Annotated in this window: 17 protein-coding genes; 6 read left to right on the plus strand and 11 right to left on the minus strand. The window is 66.2% G+C overall.

Features of this window, described 5'->3' with window-relative positions:
• Nucleotides 1–141: 141 nt before the first annotated feature.
• From CWC60_RS01960 to CWC60_RS01980, 5 genes are all read right to left on the minus strand, one after another.
• Entirely contained in the window at nucleotides 142–582 is a 441-nt protein-coding gene (locus CWC60_RS01960) for a MarR family winged helix-turn-helix transcriptional regulator (RefSeq protein ID WP_164516317.1), read from the minus strand.
• A gap of 92 nt (nucleotides 583–674) precedes the next feature.
• Complete coding sequence (locus CWC60_RS01965; RefSeq protein ID WP_109792369.1) at nucleotides 675–1,850, minus strand: iron-containing alcohol dehydrogenase; 1,176 nt, start codon at nucleotides 1,848–1,850, stop codon at nucleotides 675–677.
• A 97-nt stretch (nucleotides 1,851–1,947) separates the two neighbouring features.
• On the minus strand, nucleotides 1,948–4,611 hold the full coding sequence (locus CWC60_RS01970) for a TRAP transporter large permease (protein WP_109792370.1): 2,664 nt from the start codon (nucleotides 4,609–4,611) through the stop codon (nucleotides 1,948–1,950).
• Nucleotides 4,612–4,622: 11 nt separating this feature from the next.
• Nucleotides 4,623–5,618, minus strand: coding sequence for a TRAP transporter small permease subunit (locus CWC60_RS01975; RefSeq protein WP_109792371.1), 996 nt, complete (start codon nucleotides 5,616–5,618; stop codon nucleotides 4,623–4,625).
• A 134-nt stretch (nucleotides 5,619–5,752) separates the two neighbouring features.
• Nucleotides 5,753–6,841: a TRAP transporter substrate-binding protein gene (locus tag CWC60_RS01980; RefSeq protein ID WP_109792372.1), complete on the minus strand. Its 1,089-nt coding sequence runs from the start codon at nucleotides 6,839–6,841 to the stop codon at nucleotides 5,753–5,755.
• 307 nt (nucleotides 6,842–7,148) lie between these two features.
• Here CWC60_RS01980 and CWC60_RS01985 point away from each other — a divergent pair, with 307 nt between their 5' ends.
• Nucleotides 7,149–7,718 carry a rhomboid family intramembrane serine protease gene (locus CWC60_RS01985; protein WP_164516318.1) on the plus strand — a complete coding sequence of 190 codons (570 nt, stop codon included), beginning with the start codon at nucleotides 7,149–7,151 and terminating at the stop codon, nucleotides 7,716–7,718.
• Here the strand turns inward: CWC60_RS01985 and CWC60_RS01990 are convergent.
• Nucleotides 7,708–8,217: an acyloxyacyl hydrolase gene (locus CWC60_RS01990; RefSeq protein WP_109792374.1), complete on the minus strand. Its 510-nt coding sequence runs from the start codon at nucleotides 8,215–8,217 to the stop codon at nucleotides 7,708–7,710. The genes CWC60_RS01985 and CWC60_RS01990 overlap by 11 nt on opposite strands.
• A 67-nt stretch (nucleotides 8,218–8,284) precedes the next feature.
• Between CWC60_RS01990 and CWC60_RS01995 the strand changes: the two genes are divergently transcribed.
• From CWC60_RS01995 to CWC60_RS02005, 3 genes are all read left to right on the plus strand, one after another.
• Nucleotides 8,285–9,061: a thermonuclease family protein gene (locus CWC60_RS01995; RefSeq protein ID WP_206419724.1), complete on the plus strand. Its 777-nt coding sequence runs from the start codon at nucleotides 8,285–8,287 to the stop codon at nucleotides 9,059–9,061.
• 1 nt (nucleotide 9,062) lies between these two features.
• Entirely contained in the window at nucleotides 9,063–10,538 is a 1,476-nt protein-coding gene (locus CWC60_RS02000; protein WP_109792375.1) for a M48 family metalloprotease, read from the plus strand.
• Between the two features lie 82 nt (nucleotides 10,539–10,620).
• On the plus strand, nucleotides 10,621–11,826 hold the full coding sequence (locus tag CWC60_RS02005) for a multidrug effflux MFS transporter (protein WP_109792376.1): 1,206 nt from the start codon (nucleotides 10,621–10,623) through the stop codon (nucleotides 11,824–11,826).
• A 4-nt stretch (nucleotides 11,827–11,830) separates the two neighbouring features.
• Here CWC60_RS02005 and argE read toward each other — a convergent pair whose 3' ends face one another.
• Nucleotides 11,831–12,991 (minus strand): acetylornithine deacetylase, encoded by a 1,161-nt coding sequence (gene argE, locus CWC60_RS02010; protein ID WP_109792377.1) that lies wholly within the window; start codon nucleotides 12,989–12,991, stop codon nucleotides 11,831–11,833.
• Nucleotides 12,992–13,041: 50 nt separating this feature from the next.
• Here argE and CWC60_RS02015 point away from each other — a divergent pair, with 50 nt between their 5' ends.
• Entirely contained in the window at nucleotides 13,042–13,704 is a 663-nt protein-coding gene (locus tag CWC60_RS02015; protein WP_109792378.1) for an SOS response-associated peptidase, read from the plus strand.
• Between the two features lie 17 nt (nucleotides 13,705–13,721).
• Here the strand turns inward: CWC60_RS02015 and CWC60_RS02020 are convergent, their stop codons facing one another.
• The 3 genes from CWC60_RS02020 to groES all read right to left on the minus strand — a co-directional run bounded on the left by CWC60_RS02020 (nucleotide 13,722) and on the right by groES (nucleotide 16,335).
• Nucleotides 13,722–14,129, minus strand: coding sequence for a DUF4864 domain-containing protein (locus tag CWC60_RS02020; protein ID WP_109796383.1), 408 nt, complete (start codon nucleotides 14,127–14,129; stop codon nucleotides 13,722–13,724).
• A 162-nt stretch (nucleotides 14,130–14,291) separates the two neighbouring features.
• Nucleotides 14,292–15,941, minus strand: coding sequence for a chaperonin GroEL (groL, locus tag CWC60_RS02025; protein ID WP_109792380.1), 1,650 nt, complete (start codon nucleotides 15,939–15,941; stop codon nucleotides 14,292–14,294).
• 82 nt (nucleotides 15,942–16,023) lie between these two features.
• Nucleotides 16,024–16,335, minus strand: a complete 312-nt coding sequence (gene groES, locus CWC60_RS02030; protein ID WP_109792381.1) for a co-chaperone GroES — start codon at nucleotides 16,333–16,335, stop codon at nucleotides 16,024–16,026.
• 281 nt (nucleotides 16,336–16,616) lie between these two features.
• On the opposite strand from groES, the gene CWC60_RS02035 reads away from it, so the two are divergent.
• A complete protein-coding gene (locus tag CWC60_RS02035; RefSeq protein ID WP_109792382.1) occupies nucleotides 16,617–16,880 on the plus strand; it encodes an usg protein in 264 nt (87 codons plus the stop codon).
• Between the two features lie 12 nt (nucleotides 16,881–16,892).
• Here CWC60_RS02035 and hflX read toward each other — a convergent pair whose 3' ends face one another.
• On the minus strand, nucleotides 16,893–18,194 hold the full coding sequence (gene hflX / locus CWC60_RS02040) for a GTPase HflX (protein WP_109792383.1): 1,302 nt from the start codon (nucleotides 18,192–18,194) through the stop codon (nucleotides 16,893–16,895).

Genomic DNA, 18,194 nt, shown 5'->3' on the forward strand with positions numbered 1-18,194 from the left:
CGGCATCAAGCGTCCACAAACCCTCTCACGCTGCAAAAACCATGCATTGTCCACGATACATATAAGTGAATTTTCCCGCGTTGCGGGTGCCGGCCGTCAACGGATGCCCGCTTCGTTGCCCCGGACGGCGGGGACTCCGCCTCAGGAGGTGCGTTCGACCAGGTTGTTCTTGGCCTGCAGCAGCAGGTCGACCAACCGGTCCTGATCGCCCCGGTCCATGCCGGAAATGATCAGGCGATGAACGCCGCGGGCCTTCTCCTGCATCTCCGCGATCAGCGGCCGGCCCGCCTCGGTGAGATAGACGCGTTTGGCCCGGCGGTCGTCGGGGTCGGGACGGCGCTCGATCCAGCCCCGGCTCTCCAACCGGTCGAGCAGCCCGCCCAGCGCAACCTTGCCGACGTCGAGCTCCTCGGCGAGCTGAGTCTGATTGCAGCCGTCGAAGCGGATCAGGTGCACCATCACCCACCACTGCGAACGCGTCAGGTTCATGCCCTTGACGCGCCGGCCATATTCGCGCCGCATCAGGCGAGCGACGTCGTTGACCAGGAATTCGAGATTTCTGTCGAGGGGATCGGCGGACATCATGCAACAAGGTTCGAAAACGGATAATATCGAAAACGTACTGTTCACTAGCGCATTGTCAATGGCCGCACGAAACCCCGGGGGGCCTGCATTCACGCCGCCATGTTCAGCAACTCGATCACGTCGCCGGCCCCGTTCACCTTGCGCGGATTGGTGTGCAGCCAGCGGTCATGCAGGCTGTTGCGGGCGATCAGGTCGAACTGGTCGGGCCCGACACCCGCCGCAGCAAGGCTGCGCGGCATGCCCAGCCCATCGATGAAGCGATGCAGGACATCCGCCGCCGTCTCGCCCGGTTTGCCGAAGGCTTCCGACACGATCTTCTGGCGCTCGGCGTGTTCCGGAACCTCAGCGTTCCAGCGCAGCACGGAGGGCAGCATGATGCAGCTCGTATAACCATGCGGCACGTCGCAGGTGCCGCCCAGGATATGGCCGATGGCGTGGCTGGCGCCCATGGGCACGCCGGCGATCACCGGCGTCATGGACAGCCAGGCGCCGATCAGGCAATCCAGCCGCGCCGCCATGTCGGCCGGATCGGCCTTCACCAGCGGCAGTCCGCGCGAGAGCAGGCGCAGGGCGTGCAGCGCATCGGCGTCACAGTAGTCGTTGGTGTTCGGGCTGCAGAGCGCTTCTACCGCGTGATCCACCGCCCGGATGCCGGTCGAGAGCCAGACCCATTCCGGCGTGTGCGCAGTCGGCGCCGGATCGAGGACGACCGAGACCGGGACCAGCGAAGGATGGCGGTAGCCCTGCTTCACCTTGATGCGGGGATCCGTACAGCCGCCCAGCGGATTGAACTCGCCGCCCGACAGTGTCGTCGGCACGCTGATCTGGCGCACGCGCGCCGCGCGCAGTTCCGGTATCTGCGTACGGCCGTCCTCGGTGGTGCGGATGCAGTAGTCGTCCAGTTCGGCCATGTCGGTGACGCCGTGCTCCAGGCATACCTGCATGACCTTGCCGGCGTCGGTGACCGAGCCGCCGCCGAAGGTGACCAGCAGATCGGCTCCGGCCTCGCGGGCCGCGTTCGCCGCTTCCACCACTGCGTCCCGCGGCGTGTGGGGCGGAATCCCGGAGAATCGGCCCGCATAGGAGTCGCCCAGCGCCGCGGCCATCCGGTCGACCTCGTCGGTGGTCTCGTTCATCGTCCGGCCGGCCAGGATGAACACCTTCTGCTTGCCAAGGCGCGCCGCCTCGGCTGCCACGGCCTCCGCCGCCGGCGAACCGAACAGCACCTGCTCCATCTCCGTGAACCTGATCGCGCCGCGTTTCATCGCCGCCGCCTCCCCTGGCCATTGCCTGCCGTCCAGTCTGGCGCACCTCGGCGGCCCGGGCCATCGCGGATATCCGCGATAGTCCGGGCCCCGGTGATCAGAAGTGCAGCGAGAAGTCGCGGTGGCTTGCGTTGCAGGACGCCATGAACAAGGCCTGATCACGCGAGAGCTGCGTCTGCGTTCTTGCGCCGAGCGTACCCTCGATGGCGTCGAGATAAGCGGCGATCTCGTCGCGCAGCGCCTTCTCGGCGGTATCGCGCCAGCCTGCCTGCTGCTCGAAAGCGGCGACGGCCTGCTGATGAAGCTCCAGCGCCGCGGCCCGGTCGGGCTCGTTGCCCCGGCGCGCCCGCAGCTCGCGCTTGGCCTTGTAGAGCAGATCCTTGACCTCGTCCGCACCGGCCACGTCCCGGAAGGCCCGCTCGACCTCCTCTATCCGCTCCATCGCCACCTCAGGCTCGGCTGTCTCGATGACAGCGGGGAGCGCATCCAGGTCGTCCCGCAGCGCGCCAAACGCTTCATTGGCGTCAAGAACCGCCAGGACGGAAGCAGCATCCTCATAGGCCTTGTCGGCCGCCCGGCGATAGGTATTCCGGGCATCGTCCTCGGCCTTGGTCAGCTTGCTGAACTCGCCGTAGACCTGCTTCCACTCAGAGGGGATTTCGCCCTGAAGACGTTCAACCTCCGCCAGAAGCGCATCAAGGCGCTGCTCGAGCTCGCGCCGCCGTTCGGGCGTGGCCTCGTCGCTCAGCCGGTTGATCTGCGTCTGCAGCGTGTCGGCCTCATCGCGCAGTTCCCGCACGTCCTTCTGGATCCGCCGCACCTGCTGCAGCATCGGCCGGTAGTCGTCGGCCGATGCTTCCACCGCGGCCTCGGCCTCGAAGGCAGCCTCAAGGGCCGGCAGCGCCGTCGCGGCGCTGTCCACCGCGCCGTCGAACCGCCGCGCGAGATCACGTGGCAGGGGCGACAGGTCGAGTCCCTGGGCGCGTTGGATCGCCTGGGCGATCGAGGGGTCCCTTTCGATCTGCCGGGCCACGTACTCTTCCAGGCAGAACTGGAGCTTCGGATTGCGCGGCGGCGGCGAGGTGTCGGACAGGAAACTCACCCGGCTCGGCAGGTAGTTCACCAAGGGCGGGTAGGCGCCCACGATACCAAGCGCGATCAGCTGCAGGGAAATGAAGGCAATGACGCCCTTGTACATCTGCACCGTCTTGACGACCGCCGGCGCGACGCCGCGGAGATAGAAAAGCGCGAAGCCGAAGGGCGGCGTCAGGAACGAGGTCTGGATGTTCAGACCGATCATGACGCCCAGCCAGACGGCCGTGATGTTCGCCTCGGGATCCGCCAGCAGGATCGGGGCGACGATCGGCACCACCACCACGGCGATCTCGATGAAATCGAGGAAGAAGCCGAGAATGAAGATCACCGCCATGACGATGATGAACTGGGTCCAGAAGCCGCCCGGCAGCGAGTTCAGGAAGTCCCGCACCAGGTCCTCGCCGCCGAAGGCGCGGAAGGCCGCGGTCAGCATCGCCGCGCCCAGCAGGATGATGAAGACCAGCGAGGTCGTCTTCGCCGTCTCCAGCATCACGCCCTGCAGCGTGTTCTCGATCCGCAGGACGCGCACGCCGCTCCAGATCAGAGCGACGATCAGCATGACGGCGCCCACTGCGCCGATTGCGATGCCGAGGCTGTCGTCGGCCGTGTCGACCGCTTTCACGTTCATCTCGAAATTGGCCAGCGCGAAACCGATGATCCCGAGCGCCGCGAGCGCCATGATCGCCGGCGCATAGGTCATCTTCCCGCTGTCGGAGAGGCGGTAGCCGGCCATGATCAACGCGCCGGCGGCGCCGATGGCGCCGGCCTGGTTGACGGTCGCGATGCCGGTGATGATGGAACCCAGCACGAGGAAGATCAGCGCCAGCGGCGGCACCAGGGTCAGGATGACCTTGCGCCAGAAGGCGGCGTCGAACTTCTCCCCGGAGTGGATCGCCGGCGCGTTCTTCGGGCGCAGCACGGCGAAGATCAGGATATAGGCCATGTAGAGGCCCACCAGCACAAGACCGGGGACGAAAGCGCCGAGGAACATCTCGCCCGCACTCGTCGACGAGACGCCGAAGACCGACGGCATGGTCAGTTCGCCCGTCGCTTCCTTGTAGAGCTCCTTGCGCAGCGTACCGGCCTGGTCAGTGGCGGAGGCAAGCTGGTCGGCCAGAATGATCAGCACGATCGAAGGCGGGATGATCTGTCCCAGCGTACCAGACGCCGCAATGGTGCCCGTGGCCAGCGACGGCGAGTAGTTGTTGCGGAGCATCGCCGGCAGCGAAATGAGCCCCATCGCCACCACCGTTGCGCCGACGATCCCTGTCGTAGCAGCCAGCAGCGCGCCGACGAATACCACCGAAATACCGAGGCCGCCGGGTACAGGGCCGAACAGCTGCGCCATGGTGACCAGCAGATCCTCGGCGATCTTCGACCGCTGCAGCATGATGCCCATGAAGATGAACAGCGGAATCGCTATCAGCGTGTCGCGTTCGACTTCCCAGTATACGCCGCGCAGGTTGGTGACGCCGGCTGAGAGCCACTGCGACGGCCCGCCTGAATGGAAGTAGGCGTCCATGTTGCCGGCGAACAGATAGCCGGTGGCGGCGGCGAGGCCGATGCTGAGAATGGCAGCGCCTGGCAGAGCGAACGCGACCGGATAGCCCGAACCCAGGGCGAAGGCCATGATCAGGACCAGGACGGCGAGGAAGAAGAGCTCCATCTTTCAGGCCCTCACTGGGTCACGGGCTCGTGCTCGCGATGGCCGGGCTCGTCCCGGCGATCCGCGATCGCTTCGAAGAAATAGCTGACGAACTGGATCAGCATGGTGATAGCGAAGATGCCGATGAATGCGGCCATGTGATACTTGATGTACATACCGACGGGCCCGCTCGCGGAGATTTCCATGTTGGCTACGGAGCTGTTGATGATCGAGCGTGGACCGTCAAAGCCGATATCGATGATCACCCATGCGGTCGTCGCGCCCAGCAGCAGCGAGCCGACCGCGTTCACGACTCCGCGCGTGCGCGTGCTGAAGCCCGAATAAAGCACGTCGACACGGACATGGCCTTCATCGAACAGCGTGTAGGCCGAAGCGAAGAGGAACAGCGCTGCGTACCAGTAGCGCACCAGATCCCCCATCAGCGCCTGTTCGTAGGAGAAGACGAAGCGCGAGATGACGATGATCAGTTCGGCCGCGACGATCAGCAACGCCAGCCAGGTGAAACCCAGCGTGCGCGTGAATGCGGCGATGATCAGGCCGGCGATCAGCAGCGGAATATGGATGTAGTTGCCGACGAAACTTGCCCGGCCGAGCTCACGGACCGCATCCTCTCCCATGAAGAGACCGAGCAGGTTCTCCACGCGCATGAAGGCGATCGTGGCGTCGGCGACACCGACCAGCAGCACGATCCAGAAACAGGCGCGTACCAGATAGAGATTGAAACGGTGGATGGTATCGGACTCCCGCCGGAGCGCGCGGTTGGGCGTGCGCAGCACATAGCCGGCGGTCAGGGCCAGGGCGGCAGCGTATATCAACAGCTGTACCCAGGCCAGTGCGCCGCCGCCCGCGAAGGCGGCAGTCATGCCGGGAAAGTCGAAGGCGACCATCAGGACGTTTTCGATCAGGAATGCGGCGAGGATGCTTAGCATGGACCAGCCGAAGATGCGCACGATCGGCGCCGGCCGGCCGAACTCCGGGATACCCGCATTGTCACTGGTGCTTGCCATGGGCTTGCTGGTTCAGCCTCTCGAAGGATTCCGCCGTGCGGGCAATCCGGCGCCGCACCGGGTATTGGGATGGGTCGAAATCAGAAAAAGGGCGGAGCCTCGGCCCCGCCCTTGTTCCTGTCGCCGTCCGGACCTCAGATCAGGCCCAGAACGCGGTTGCGCTGGTTCACGAAGGTGCCCTCCAGGGCAGCCATCGTGCCGCCGATCTCGCGCAGGCTCCTCTGGAACGCGTCGTCGATCTTCAGCGCCAGCGGCGAGTGATCACGCACTTCCTGGAAGACCTCGGCCGAAGCTTCGCCGAAAGCATCCCAGACCTCGTCGGAGAAGGCGCGAACCTGGACGCCGTGCTCATTGACCAGCTTGGCCATGTATTCGCCGTTGCGGGCGCAGGCTTCCTCGAACTGGGCCGCATGCTCTTCCATGCAAGCCGCCTCGATGACTGCCTTCTCCCAGTCGGTCAGGCCGCCCCACCAGCTGGCGTTCATGCCGAAGGCCAGGCCGCCGCCCGGCTCGTGCATGCCGCCGGTGTAGTAGTACTTCGCGGCCTCGTAGAACTTCATGAAGTAGTCGTTGTACGGACCGACCCATTCGGTCGCCTCGATCGCGCCGGACACCAGGTTTTCGTAGATCTGGCCGCCGGGCAGGGAGACCGTGGAGGCGCCCAGCTTGGACATCACGGAGCCGCCGAGGCCCGGAATGCGCATCTTCAGGCCCTTCAGGTCTTCAGGCGTCTGGATCTCCTTGTTGAACCAGCCGCCGGCCTGCGTGCCGGTCGCGCCGCAGGGCAGCGACTTGATGCCGAAGCCGCCCGACAATTCGTCCCACAGCTCCTGGCCGCCGGAGAACTTGATCCAGGCGTTCCACTCCACCGTGGTCATGCCGAACGGCACGGAGGTGAAGTAGGCCAGGCCCGGATGCTTGCCGACCCAGTAGTAGTCGGCGCCGATATAGGCCTGCGAGTTGCCTGACGCGACTTCGTCGAACACGTCGAACGCGCCGACGCGTTCGCCGGCGGCAAAGTATTCGACCTTGAAGTGGCCCTGAGACAACTCACCGATCCGCGCAGCCAGCCGCTGCGCGGAAACGCCAAGGCCCGGGAAGTCCCGGGGCCAGGTGGAAACGATGGTCAGGGTCTTGCCACCCTGCGCGATCGCCGGCGCGGATAGCGCGGCGGCGCCGACGCCAGCCATCGCGGCGCCCTTCAGAAATTTGCGACGTTCCATCGACGTGGATCCCTCCGTGTAATCACTTGGTTCTTGTGCAGCATCCATGGGGATAGTTTCACGCCCACAAGAAATCTGCAGGCCCCAAATTGGCGGAAGTACCGGCAAGAATGCAAGCCTTTCGACGGTTAGCATCGGGAATCCAGCCTTTCCGCTGCGTCACCCGGGGCCGCTTGAGCCCCGCCGCCGGCCAAGCTAGCTTCGGCGCGTCGGAGGCGCCCTCTTCCGGCCCCACATATGCGTCGGGAGTACACACGCCATTTCCTACCGCCCTCAACGTCAGCCGCTGCTCAACGCCCCCAGGGCCGTGGTCTGGCTCTGCGCCGGGCTGGTCCTGTTCCACGCGGTGCGCTTCATTCTGCCCGACGATGTCGACCGGTCGATCCAGCTGCACCTCGCTCTCGTGCCCCGGTTGTGGGACCAGGGCGAACCGTTCTACTGGACGCTGCTCACCTATGCCCTGCTGCACGGGGATTTCCTGCACGTCCTGATCAACGCCGCCATGACGCTCGCCATCGGCTCGGCCGTGGCCCGCCTGGTCGGCAGCGGCACGTTCCTGGCCATCTACGCGCTCAGCATCGTCGGCGGCGGCCTCGCCATCTTCGTGCTCGCCCATGACAGCGTGACGATTGGCGCGTCGGGCGGGGTATCGGGTCTGATCGGGGCAGCCGCCGTGCTGCTCTATCGCTTTCGGGACGTCGATCCCCGGGCGCAGTCAATGGCCGCGATGGTCGGGATCGTGGTCATCCTCAACCTGGCGATGGCCTTCTCCGGCGGGACCGGGATCTCGTGGCAGGGCCATCTGGGCGGCCTGGCCGCCGGGCTGATCTACGGCTATGCCGCCCGCCCCCGCAGCGGGCGCGGCCTCAGAAGCTGAGCGGCAGCAGCACCGAGAAGGCGACCGATTCTGTGCCGGGGTTCTGACCCAGTCCGGCATTGGAGATGTGGTTCAGGCTGACCGATGCGCGGATGCCGCTGTCGAAGCGCCAGCCCAACTCGATCTGGGAACGGAACTCCAGCGGATAGCCGAGATCGCGGCTATTGCCCTTCATGTAAATCCCGGGCGCAAAACTGGGCGAAACATAGAAATGCTCGCCCCAGAACAGCTCGGCATAGACGCCGGCGTAAATGTGGGCGGCGCGTTCGGTGTTCGCCATCACGCCGCCGAAGGGCTTCAGCCACCAGTCGTTGTTGGCTCGGAGCTCCAGCCGGCCCTCGAGGGACGGGAATTCCTGACCGATGACATCGAAATAGCCGAGCGTCAGACCCAGCAGCGGCGCATCGGTGAAGCGTTCGGCCGCCCTGGCCGGCCCGGACAAGCCGACGATCAAACCGGCGCAAAGCGCGGCGACGCCGCCGATCAAACGCAAGCGCATTCGGAAAATTCCCTCATGACCCCTCCTTTTCTCTAATAGTGGGGCGCGTCAGGGAGGTAAAGCGCCAATGCCCCGCCGGATGATCGCCCTCATGATCGGCCTGCTCGCGGCCCTGCCGGCTCTGGCCGGCGATCCCGGCGACCTGCCGGGCCGTGTCGGCGGCGCTGTCACGGAGGTCGTCGACGGTGACACGCTGTTCCTGGAGGACGGCACGGAAGTCCGGCTGGTCGGCATCCAGGCGCCGAAACTGCCGCTCGGCCGCGCCGGGTTCCGCAAATGGCCTCTGGCCGACGAGGCAAAAGCCACGCTGGAATCGCTGGTGGCGGGCCGGCGTTTCGACCTGCATTTCGGCGGCCGGCGCCTGGACCGACACGGCCGCAGCCTGGCCCATATGGTGACCGCGGACGGGTTCTGGCTGCAGGGCGAAATGCTGCGCCTGGGCATGGCGCGGGTCTATTCCTTCCCCGACAACCGCGCGCTGGTCGAAGAGATGCTGGCGCTGGAGCAGGTGGCGCGACAGGGGCGGTACGGTATCTGGTCCCATCCCTTCTACGCCGTCCGCTCGCCGGAAGAACTGGGTGGCAATATCGGCACCTTCCAGATCGTGAAAGGCATGATCGCCGACGCGGCCAGGGTCCGCGGTACGCTCTACCTGAACTTCGGCGCCGACTGGCGCGAGGATTTCACCGTGGCGATCGACCGCAGCGCCGGGCGCTTGTTCCCCGATACCACCCCCGCCATCTGGCGGGACAGGACAATCAGGGTCCGGGGCTGGGTCAGGTCGCGGAACGGCCCGATGATCGAGGCTTCGCATCCGGAACAGATCGAAATCGTGGGTGAATAGAATGCTCAAGAAACTCCGCGTCTTTGCGGCGGGTCTCGCGATCGCTTCCCTCGTCGCCTGCCAGCAGGTCGAGAATCCGGCCACCGGCGAGACCGAGCTCTCGACGGTCAGTCTCGAACAGGAACGGGAGATGGGGCGCGAAGCCCATCCCCAGATTCTCGCGCAGTTCGGCGGTGAGTATCAGGATCCCGAACTGCAGGGCTATGTCCGGCAGATCGGCATGCGGCTGGCCCGGGGCGCGGAACTCCCGGCCGAACAATTCACCTTCACGCTGCTCGATACGCCGGTCGTGAACGCCTTCGCCGTGCCGGGCGGCTATGTCTACGTCACGCGCGGCATGCTGGCGATCCTGAACACGGAAGCCGAGCTGGCCGGCGTGATGGGGCACGAGATCGGCCATGTCACGGCGCGTCACAGCGCCCAGCAGCAGAAGCAGGGACTGTTCGCCAACCTCGCCGTGCTCGGCGCCGCCATCCTGACGGGCAGCGGCGACGTCGCCCGCATCGGTCAGGTCGCCGCCCAGGGCTATATGGCGAGCCATTCGCGCAGCGACGAACGCCAGGCCGACAGCCTGGGTATCCGCTATCTGTCGCGCGCCGGTTACGACCCGATGGCGATGGCCGGCGGCTTGCGCGCCCTGCAGCGTCATTCCGAACTGATCGCCGCCATGAGCGGTCGCGAACTGCAGCAGGTCAGCTTCTTCTCGACCCACCCCCACACGCCCGAGCGGGTCGCAGCCACCGCCGACGAGGCCCGCGGCGTCAGCGTTTCCGACCCCGAAGTCGGTCGCGACGCCTATCTCGACGCGATCGACGGCATGATCTATGGCGACAGCCCGTCCCAGGGCTTCGCCCGCGGTAACACATTCGCCCATCCCGAACTGCGCTTCTCCTTCCAGGTGCCGGAGGGCTTCAGCCTGGACAACCTGCCCCAGGCAGTCGTCGCCAGTTCGCGCGACGGCGGCCGCAGGATCATCTTCGACCAGGAACCCGACCGCAGCGTGGCCAGCCGGCAGGGCGGCATGGACGCCTATATCGCCAATCACTGGGGCGAGGGCGCGCAGCTTTCCGGTCTGAAACGCATCACCCTCGACGGCATGCCCGCGGCGACGGCCGTGGCGCCGGTGACTGCCAACAACCAGCCCTATGCGGCCCGGCTGGTCGCCATCCGGTTCGACGAGAACCGCATTTATCGCTTCGTGTTCCTCGCTCCGCGCAATGACGGCCGCGCGCTATCCTCAATGTACGAGCGGACCGTCGGCAGCTTCGAGCGGCTGACCGCCAGCGAGGCGCGGCAGCTTCAGCCGCTTCGGCTGCAAGTCGTGACCGTCGACAGCAACGACACGGTTTCCAGCCTGTCGAGTTCCGCGGGCGCGGAAGGTTTCGCCGAGCAGCGTTTCCGCGTGCTGAACGACCTCGGCGGCGAGGACGGGCTGCGGCCCGGCCGGCGCGTCAAGGTGGTCCGCGTCGGCGGCTGAGCAGGGCTATCACGCAAGCGCAGCTTGACCGCGGGGGGTTCCGCGTCATCTTTCGCCGTTCCGACTGGGACAGGGGCGCAGAATGACGGCGGCGGAACACAGGATCGGCAAGGTCCAGGCGACAGGCTTCATGATCGCGCTGTTGGCCGCGATCACGGCGATCGGGCAGTTCGCCACCAACATCTATCTGCCGGCCCTGCCATCGATCGCCGCCGAGATGGACGCCGGCGCGGCCGAGGCGCAACTCACGCTGACGGCCTATCTGGCGACATTCGCCCTGACCCAGCTCGCCTACGGTCCGGTGTCGGACCGGTTCGGGCGGCGAATCGTGCTGATGTTCGGCCTTGCCGTCTTCGTGGCCGGCAGCGTGACCTGCATGCTGGCGCCGGGTATCGTCATGCTGATTGCCGGCCGTGTGCTGCAGGCCTTCGGCGGCGCGGCCTGCACCGTCGTGGCGCGCGCGGTCGTCCGCGACAGCTTCGACGGCCCTGCGCTGCAGAAGGTCATGGCCCTGATCGCCATCCTTTTCGCCCTGGTGCCGGGGTTGTCGCCGCTGTTCGGCGCGCTGCTGCAGGAGTTCGCCGGCTGGCGCTCCATTTTCGCCGTCACCGGGGTCGCCGGACTGGTGGTCGCGGCGTTGATGGTTGCCCGCCTGCCGGAAACACTTTCCCGCCGTCTGCACAAACTGAATGCGGCCGAGCTGGTCCGCGGCTACACCATGGTGATGGGCAACGCCGCCTTCCGGCGCTTCGCGATCCCCAACGCGTTGATCTTCGCGGCGATGTTCGCCTTCTTCGGCGGATCGCCGCGCACCTTCATCACCTTTCTCGGCGTCTCGCCGACGGAATACGGCTTCTATCCGCCGCTGGCCTCCCTCGGCTTCGTGATCGGCGGCCTGGTGGTGCGCGCGCTTGCCGGGCGGATGGATGCGGTGGGCATCTGCAAGCTGGGCCTCGCCGTGGTTCTCGCGGCCTGCGCCTTCGGCTATGTCATGCCGCTGCTGGGTATGATCGACAAGTTCGTGCTGATCGGCGCCGTCGTCGCCTTCGTTTCGGGGCTGGGCATCTTCCTGCCCACGGCGATGGCCAGCGCATTGCAGATCTTCCCGGACCGGGCGGGAACGGCCTCCGCCATGATGGGTTTCCTGCAGATGGCCGGCGCCGGGGTCGGCAGCGCGCTGGTCGCCGTCTATCAGGAGCCGTTTCCGATCCTGGCCTATCCCGCGGTCATGTTCTTCGCGGTGGCGCTTTCGGTGATCTACTTCCTGCCGAGGCGCGCCCGCGCCTGAGGGCTCAGTCGGTCATCCAGCCCAGCAGGCGGCCGAAGAAGGCCTCGCACGCCGCGATCTGATCCAGCGCCACGAACTCGTCGGGCTTGTGCGCCTGGGCGATGTCGCCCGGTCCGCAGACGATGGTCGGAACGCCGGCGCCGTGATAGTGCCCGGCTTCGGTGCCGAAGCTCACCTTGGACGTGGCGTTGGTCTGCGCGAAGGACTTGGCCAGGGTGGCGACCTCCGCGTCCTCGGACGTCTCCAGCCCGGCGAACCAGGCGACGCGCTCGAACTCGATGCCGGTCTCCGGCCGGACCGCGCGCATCTCCGCACAGAGGCGGTCCGCCTCCCCCCTGATTCGAGCCAGCAGGTCTTCCGGCTCGTCGGCGGGCAGATTGCGGAATTCGAACAGGAACTCGCAGTCCCTGGGCACGATGTTGAGCGCCGTGCCACCCTGGACGACACCCGTGTGGACCGTGGTGTAGGGCGGATCGAAGGCTTCGTCGAAGGGGCCGTTGGCGCGTTTGTCCTCGGCGAGGCGGCGGATCGCCGCGATGGTGAGCGCGGCGTATTCGACCGCGTTGACGCCTTCATGCGTGAGCGAGGAATGACATTCGAAACCGCGCACATGGCAGCGATAGCTCGATTTGCCCTTGTGGCCGATGACCACGCCCATGTTCGTCGGCTCGCCGACGACGCAGAGCCGCGGCTTCACCTCCAGGCCCGACAGCATGGCCGCGAGCTGGCGGCCGCCCAGGCAGCCGACCTCCTCGTCATAGGACAGCGCGATGTGTACCGGCATCTTCAGCCGCGCGGCGGCAAAGTCGTCGGCATGCGCGAGACAGAGGGCGATGAAGGCTTTCATGTCCGCCGCGCCGCGGCCATAGACCCGGCCGTCCCGCGTCTCCGCCCGGAACGGATCGGAGGCCCATTCCTGGCCATCGACGGGCACCACGTCCGAATGCCCCGACAGCATGACGCCCGGCACGTCGGCGGGGCCGATGGTGGCCCAGAGATTGGCCTTCTCGCCGGTCTCGTCGAACTGCAGCGCCGACGTCACCCCGCGTTCGGCGAGGTAGGACTCCGCCCAGCGGATCAGGTCCAGATTGGAATTGCGGCTGGTCGTGTCGAAGGCGATCAGCCGGTTGAGGATGTCGAGAGTGCGGGCGTCTGGAGATGTCATGCACAGCCATGTAGCATCCGCCCATCCGGGCATAAAGCGAGGAAAGCAGGATGTGCGGACGCTACAGCCTGACGACGCCGCTGGAAGCGCTCCGGCGGGTCTTCGCCTTCGAGGGCTCGCCCAACCTGGCGCCCCGCTACAACATTGCCCCGACCCAGTCCGCGCCGGTGCTGCGCCGGCATCCGGACGGCCGGCTGCTGTGCCACCAACTCCGCTGGGGTCTCGTCCCCTCCTGGGCGAAGGACATGTCGGGGGCCGCCCGCATGATCAACGCGCGTTCGGAGACCGTCGCGGAGAAACCCGCCTTCCGGGCAGCCTTCGCCCGACGCCGCTGCCTCGTGCCCGCGGACGGCTTCTACGAATGGCAGAAGCTGGAAAGCGGCAAGCAACCCTGGCGCATCGTCATGGCGGACCGGTCGCCCTTCGCCTTCGCAGGGCTGTGGGAACGCTGGGAGCGTCCCGAGAAGGGCACGATCGACAGCTACACCATCCTGACGACGGACGCCGCACCCGGAATCGCCGAAATCCATCATCGCATGCCTGTCATCCTCGACGCCGCGGACCACGACGCCTGGCTGGATCCGGACGCCGGCCGGGACGCGTTGCTCGATCTGGCCAAGCCCAATGATGGTGTGACGGCCTATCGTGTCTCTGCCCGGGTGGGCAATGTGCACAACGACGACGCCGATCTGATCGAGCCCGTGGACGCCTGAAACGCGGCAACCAACATTCAGACGCCGAGTTCGGGCGCCTGCCGCAGCTCGACCCCAGCGATCTTCCATGCGCCGGCCTCGTTCATCTCCATGAAGTACCGCGCCACGACCGCCGAGCCGTCCTGACCGAAGAAGAACACTTCCTGGACGGTGACATGCTCGAACGCCTCGACCGCCTGGAACTGCATGTCGCGCGGGCGGTAGACCTGCGGATAGCCGGTCCGCACCATTTCCATGAAGTTCGCCGGCGACCCGAACTTCGCCTGTATGGCCGGCGAGGCGTGGGCGAAGGCGCGGTCGCCGTCTCCCGCGCGAAAGGCGGCGATCTGATCCTCGATGACGGCCCGGATCTCGTCGGCGGGCGCGGCCAGCGCCGGCCAGGCGAGACAGAGCGCCAGCACGAGGGCGTGAAGGCGGATGCACATGCCCAGATCCTCCGGTTGTTCCGTTGCCGGCAGGATACGCGAGAACGGGCGCCGGCGGATCAATTCACTGGGCCGAAACGCGGAAAGGCCGCGTCCCTTGCGGAACGCGGCCTCCCCTTCGAGCCATTCGGGCGATGACGCCCGGACGGATTTGCCGTCCGGTTACATCATGCCGCCCATGCCGCCCATGCCGCCCATGTCGGGCATGCCGCCGCCGGAGGACTTGTTGTCGTCCGGCCGGTCGGCGACCATGGCCTCGGTGGTGATCAGCAGGCCGGCCACGGACGCGGCGTCCTGCAGCGCGGTGCGAACCACCTTGGTCGGATCGATGACACCGGCCTTGACCAGGTTCTCGTACTTCTCGGTCGCGGCGTTGAAGCCGTAGTTGGCGTCCTTCTGGTCCAGCAGCTTGCCGGCCACGACGGCGCCGTCGACACCGGCGTTCTCGGCGATCTGACGCGCCGGCGCCTGCAGGGCGCGGCGGACGATCTCGACGCCCACGGTCTGGTCGTTGTTGGCGCCCTTGAGGCCTTCAAGCGCCCGCGTGGCGTAGAGCAGCGCGGTGCCGCCGCCCGGAACGATGCCTTCCTCGACCGCGGCGCGGGTGGAGTGGAGGGCGTCGTCGACGCGGTCCTTCTTCTCCTTCACCTCGATCTCGGAAGCGCCGCCGACCTTGATCACCGCAACGCCGCCGGCCAGCTTGGCCAGCCGCTCCTGCAGCTTCTCGCGGTCGTAGTCGGAGGTGGTGTCGTCGATCTGCTTGCGGATCTGGCCGCAGCGAGCCTGGATATTCTCCTTCTCGCCCGAGCCATCAACGATGGTGGTTTCTTCCTTGTTGATGGTGACGCGCTCGGCCTGGCCCAGCATGTCGAGCGTGACGCTCTCCAGCTTGATGCCCAGATCTTCGGAGATCACCTCGCCGCCCGTCAGGATGGCGATGTCCTCCAGCATGGCCTTGCGGCGATCGCCGAAGCCCGGCGCCTTGACGGCGGCGATCTTCAGGCCGCCACGCAGCTTGTTCACCACCAGGGTCGCCAGGGCCTCGCCCTCGACGTCCTCGGCGATGATCAGCAGCGGACGCTGGGACTGAACGACAGCCTCCAGAATCGGCAGCATGGGCTGCAGATTGGACAGCTTCTTCTCGTGCAGCAGGATGTAGGGCTTCTCGAGCTCGGCAACCATCTTCTCGGCGTTGGTCACGAAGTACGGCGAGAGATAGCCGCGGTCGAACTGCATGCCCTCGACGACGTCCAGCTCGGTCTCCAGACCCTTGGACTCCTCGACGGTGATGACGCCTTCCTTGCCGACCTTCTCCATCGCCTCGGCGATCTTGTCGCCGATGTCGGTCTCGCCGTTGGCGGAGATCGTGCCGACCTGAGCCACCTGCGAATTGGTGGTGATGTCGGTCGAGCGCTTCTTGAGATCGGCCACGACCTTCTCGACGGCCAGGTCGATGCCGCGCTTGAGGTCCATCGGGTTCATGCCGGCAGCAACCGACTTCAGGCCTTCGCGCATGATCGAGGCGGCCAGAACGGTAGCGGTGGTGGTGCCGTCGCCGGCTTCATCATTGGTCCTCGAGGCGACCTCGCGGACCATCTGCGCGCCCATGTTCTCGAACTTGTCCTTGAGTTCGATCTCCTTGGCGACGGTGACGCCGTCCTTGGTGATGCGCGGCGCGCCGAACGACTTCTCGATGACCACATTACGGCCCTTGGGGCCCAGGGTCACCTTGACGGCGTCGGCCAGGGTCTCGACGCCCTTCGCCATCTTGGTGCGGGCGTCGATGCCAAATTTCACGTCTTTCACGGACATATTTCGTCAATCTCCCATACAGCTCGCGGCCGGCAGCGGGTCCGGCCTGCGCTTCATTTCACGGATCGGGCGATCCCGGTGCTCAGGCCGCCTTCGCCTGCGCAGAACCTTCGATCACGCCGAGGATGTCGGATTCCTTCATGATCAGGAGATCCTCGCCATCGATCTTGACCTCGGTGCCCGACCACTTGCCGAACAGGATCCGGTCGCCCGCCTTGACGTCCATGGCGACGGTCTCGCCCCGGTCGTTGCGCGCGCCCGGACCGGCGGCGACGATTTCGCCCTCGCTCGGCTTCTCCTTGGCGTTCTCGGGAATGATGATGCCGCCCGCGGTCTTCTCCTCCGACTCGACGCGACGGACGAGCACGCGATCGTGCAAAGGCCGAAAGCCCATCTGGTACCCTCCATAGGTAGGATTATCTGGTATTCCCTCCGTTAGCACTCACTCTACTCGAGTGCTAGCCGACAGGTGAGCGGGAGATAACCACCGCGCAGCCTTCTGTCAACTCGACCGGCGCAAAATTCCGGAGTTTTCATCGAGCCCGCACCGCCAGCTCGGCAGCACTCACGAAACACTGTTGCTAACACATTGATTTAACGATGTTTTTATTGCCTCTATGGGAGAACTCGTCTCACCATGGAGATCGATGCCATCGGAAATCGAGGAGATTGCCCATGACGAACATGGAGATGCAGCTTGCCGGTTACCGGCTGACCACCGCCGAAATCCTCTATCACATGCCCGATCACCCTGGACTGCTCCAGACGTTCGTCTGGCAGACCATGGACCTCGCGCCCGACTATCCGCGGATACGGCAGTTCCTGGAATTCTGGGAAGCGGAGATCGAGGGGCCGCTGCATTCCGTCCGCATCGCCGGCGGCGAACTGATAAAACCCGTGGCCCTGAACCACTGCGACGCCGTCGTCACCCTTCACTAGCAGAAGGCGCCTTCACTCGGCGGCACGCGGCAGCCGGCCCTTGGCCCAGCGGCCGGCATCGGCCGGGGACAGCCGCACCGTGACGTGAACACCGTCGTCCGCATCCTCCCGCGCGACCACTTCGCCATGACTGTAGAGCCAGGCCAGCGCCCGCCCGTCGGTTGCGTCGACCACGTCGCTGATCTCGACCCTGTCTCGGGCGATCCGCCGGGCGATCTCCGCGGCGAGGTCTTCCATCCCCTCCCCCGTCACGGCGGAAATGAGCACGCCAGGATGAGGCAGCGCCGCGGCCTCGGCGCGGAGATGCGCCCGTTCGTCGGGCCCGAGCAGATCCGCCTTGTTCCAGACTTCGATCAGATTCGGATTGTCCGCGACCTCGATGCCCAGCGTCTTCAGGATGCCGTGCACGTCGGCCGCCTGCGCTTCCGAATCGGGTTGCGCGGCATCGCGCACATGCAGGATCAGGTCGGCCTCGGTGACTTCCTCCAGAGTCGCCCGGAAGGCGGCGACGAGCTGCGTCGGCAGATCGGCCACGAATCCCACCGTATCCGAGAGGATCACCGGACGGCCGTCGGCGAGCTGGACCGAGCGCATGGTCGGATCGAGCGTCGCGAACAGCAGATCCCGGGCGAACACGTCGGCGCCGCTCAGGCGGTTGAACAGCGTCGACTTGCCGGCATTGGTGTAGCCGACCAGCGCGACCACCGGATAGGGCACCGCACGGCGCGGCTTGCGGTGCAGTTCGCGGGTGCGGCGCACCTTTTCCAGATCCTGCTTCAGGCGGACGATGCGTTCGTCGATCAGGCGCCGGTCGATCTCGATCTGCCGCTCGCCGGGACCGCCCATGAAGCCCGCGCCGCCGCGCTGACGCTCCAGATGGGTCCATGAACGCACCAGGCGGCTGCGCTGGTACTGGAGATGCGCGAGTTCCACCTGCAGCCGGCCTTCCCGGGTCCGCGCCCGCTCCCCGAAGATCTCGAGGATCAGGCCGGTGCGGTCGATCACCTTGACCTTCAGATCGCGTTCCAGATTGCGTTGCTGCGTGGGGCTGAGCGCGGCGTCGAAGACGGCGAGTTCCAGATCCTCGGCCTGAACCAGAGCAGCCAGTTCCTCGATCTTGCCGACGCCGATCAGCGTGGCCGGTCTCGGCCGATCGAGGCGGATCGTCTCGCTGTGGCGGATATCGAGCCCTATGGCCCGGCAGAGGCCCACGGCCTCCGCCAGCATCGCCTCGGATTCGCGCGTCGCGTCGGCAGGCGTCCAGGGGACGATCAGCATCGTGCGCGCACCGACGGCATTTTCGGGTGCGCTCAT

It is taken from the genome of Minwuia thermotolerans, from assembly GCF_002924445.1.
In the GTDB taxonomy this organism is placed as follows: domain Bacteria; phylum Pseudomonadota; class Alphaproteobacteria; order Minwuiales; family Minwuiaceae; genus Minwuia; species Minwuia thermotolerans.

Bases quoted from the DNA above. Each gene is read 5' to 3' on its own strand.
- CWC60_RS01960 (WP_164516317.1), bottom strand. From the start codon at position 582: ATGTCCGCCGATCCCCTCGACAGAAATCTCGAATTCCTGGTCAACGAC.
- CWC60_RS01965 (WP_109792369.1), bottom strand. From the start codon at position 1,850: ATGAAACGCGGCGCGATCAGGTTCACGGAGATGGAGCAGGTGCTGTTC.
- CWC60_RS01970 (WP_109792370.1), bottom strand. From the start codon at position 4,611: ATGGAGCTCTTCTTCCTCGCCGTCCTGGTCCTGATCATGGCCTTCGCC.
- CWC60_RS01975 (WP_109792371.1), bottom strand. From the start codon at position 5,618: ATGGCAAGCACCAGTGACAATGCGGGTATCCCGGAGTTCGGCCGGCCG.
- CWC60_RS01980 (WP_109792372.1), bottom strand. From the start codon at position 6,841: ATGGAACGTCGCAAATTTCTGAAGGGCGCCGCGATGGCTGGCGTCGGC.
- CWC60_RS01990 (WP_109792374.1), bottom strand. From the start codon at position 8,217: ATGCGCTTGCGTTTGATCGGCGGCGTCGCCGCGCTTTGCGCCGGTTTG.
- CWC60_RS01995 (WP_206419724.1), top strand. From the start codon at position 8,285: ATGCCCCGCCGGATGATCGCCCTCATGATCGGCCTGCTCGCGGCCCTG.
- CWC60_RS02000 (WP_109792375.1), top strand. From the start codon at position 9,063: ATGCTCAAGAAACTCCGCGTCTTTGCGGCGGGTCTCGCGATCGCTTCC.
- CWC60_RS02005 (WP_109792376.1), top strand. From the start codon at position 10,621: ATGACGGCGGCGGAACACAGGATCGGCAAGGTCCAGGCGACAGGCTTC.
- argE (WP_109792377.1), bottom strand. From the start codon at position 12,991: ATGACATCTCCAGACGCCCGCACTCTCGACATCCTCAACCGGCTGATC.
- CWC60_RS02015 (WP_109792378.1), top strand. From the start codon at position 13,042: ATGTGCGGACGCTACAGCCTGACGACGCCGCTGGAAGCGCTCCGGCGG.
- CWC60_RS02020 (WP_109796383.1), bottom strand. From the start codon at position 14,129: ATGTGCATCCGCCTTCACGCCCTCGTGCTGGCGCTCTGTCTCGCCTGG.
- groL (WP_109792380.1), bottom strand. From the start codon at position 15,941: ATGTCCGTGAAAGACGTGAAATTTGGCATCGACGCCCGCACCAAGATG.
- groES (WP_109792381.1), bottom strand. From the start codon at position 16,335: ATGGGCTTTCGGCCTTTGCACGATCGCGTGCTCGTCCGTCGCGTCGAG.
- CWC60_RS02035 (WP_109792382.1), top strand. From the start codon at position 16,617: ATGACGAACATGGAGATGCAGCTTGCCGGTTACCGGCTGACCACCGCC.
- hflX (WP_109792383.1), bottom strand. From the start codon at position 18,194: ATGAGCGCACCCGAAAATGCCGTCGGTGCGCGCACGATGCTGATCGTC.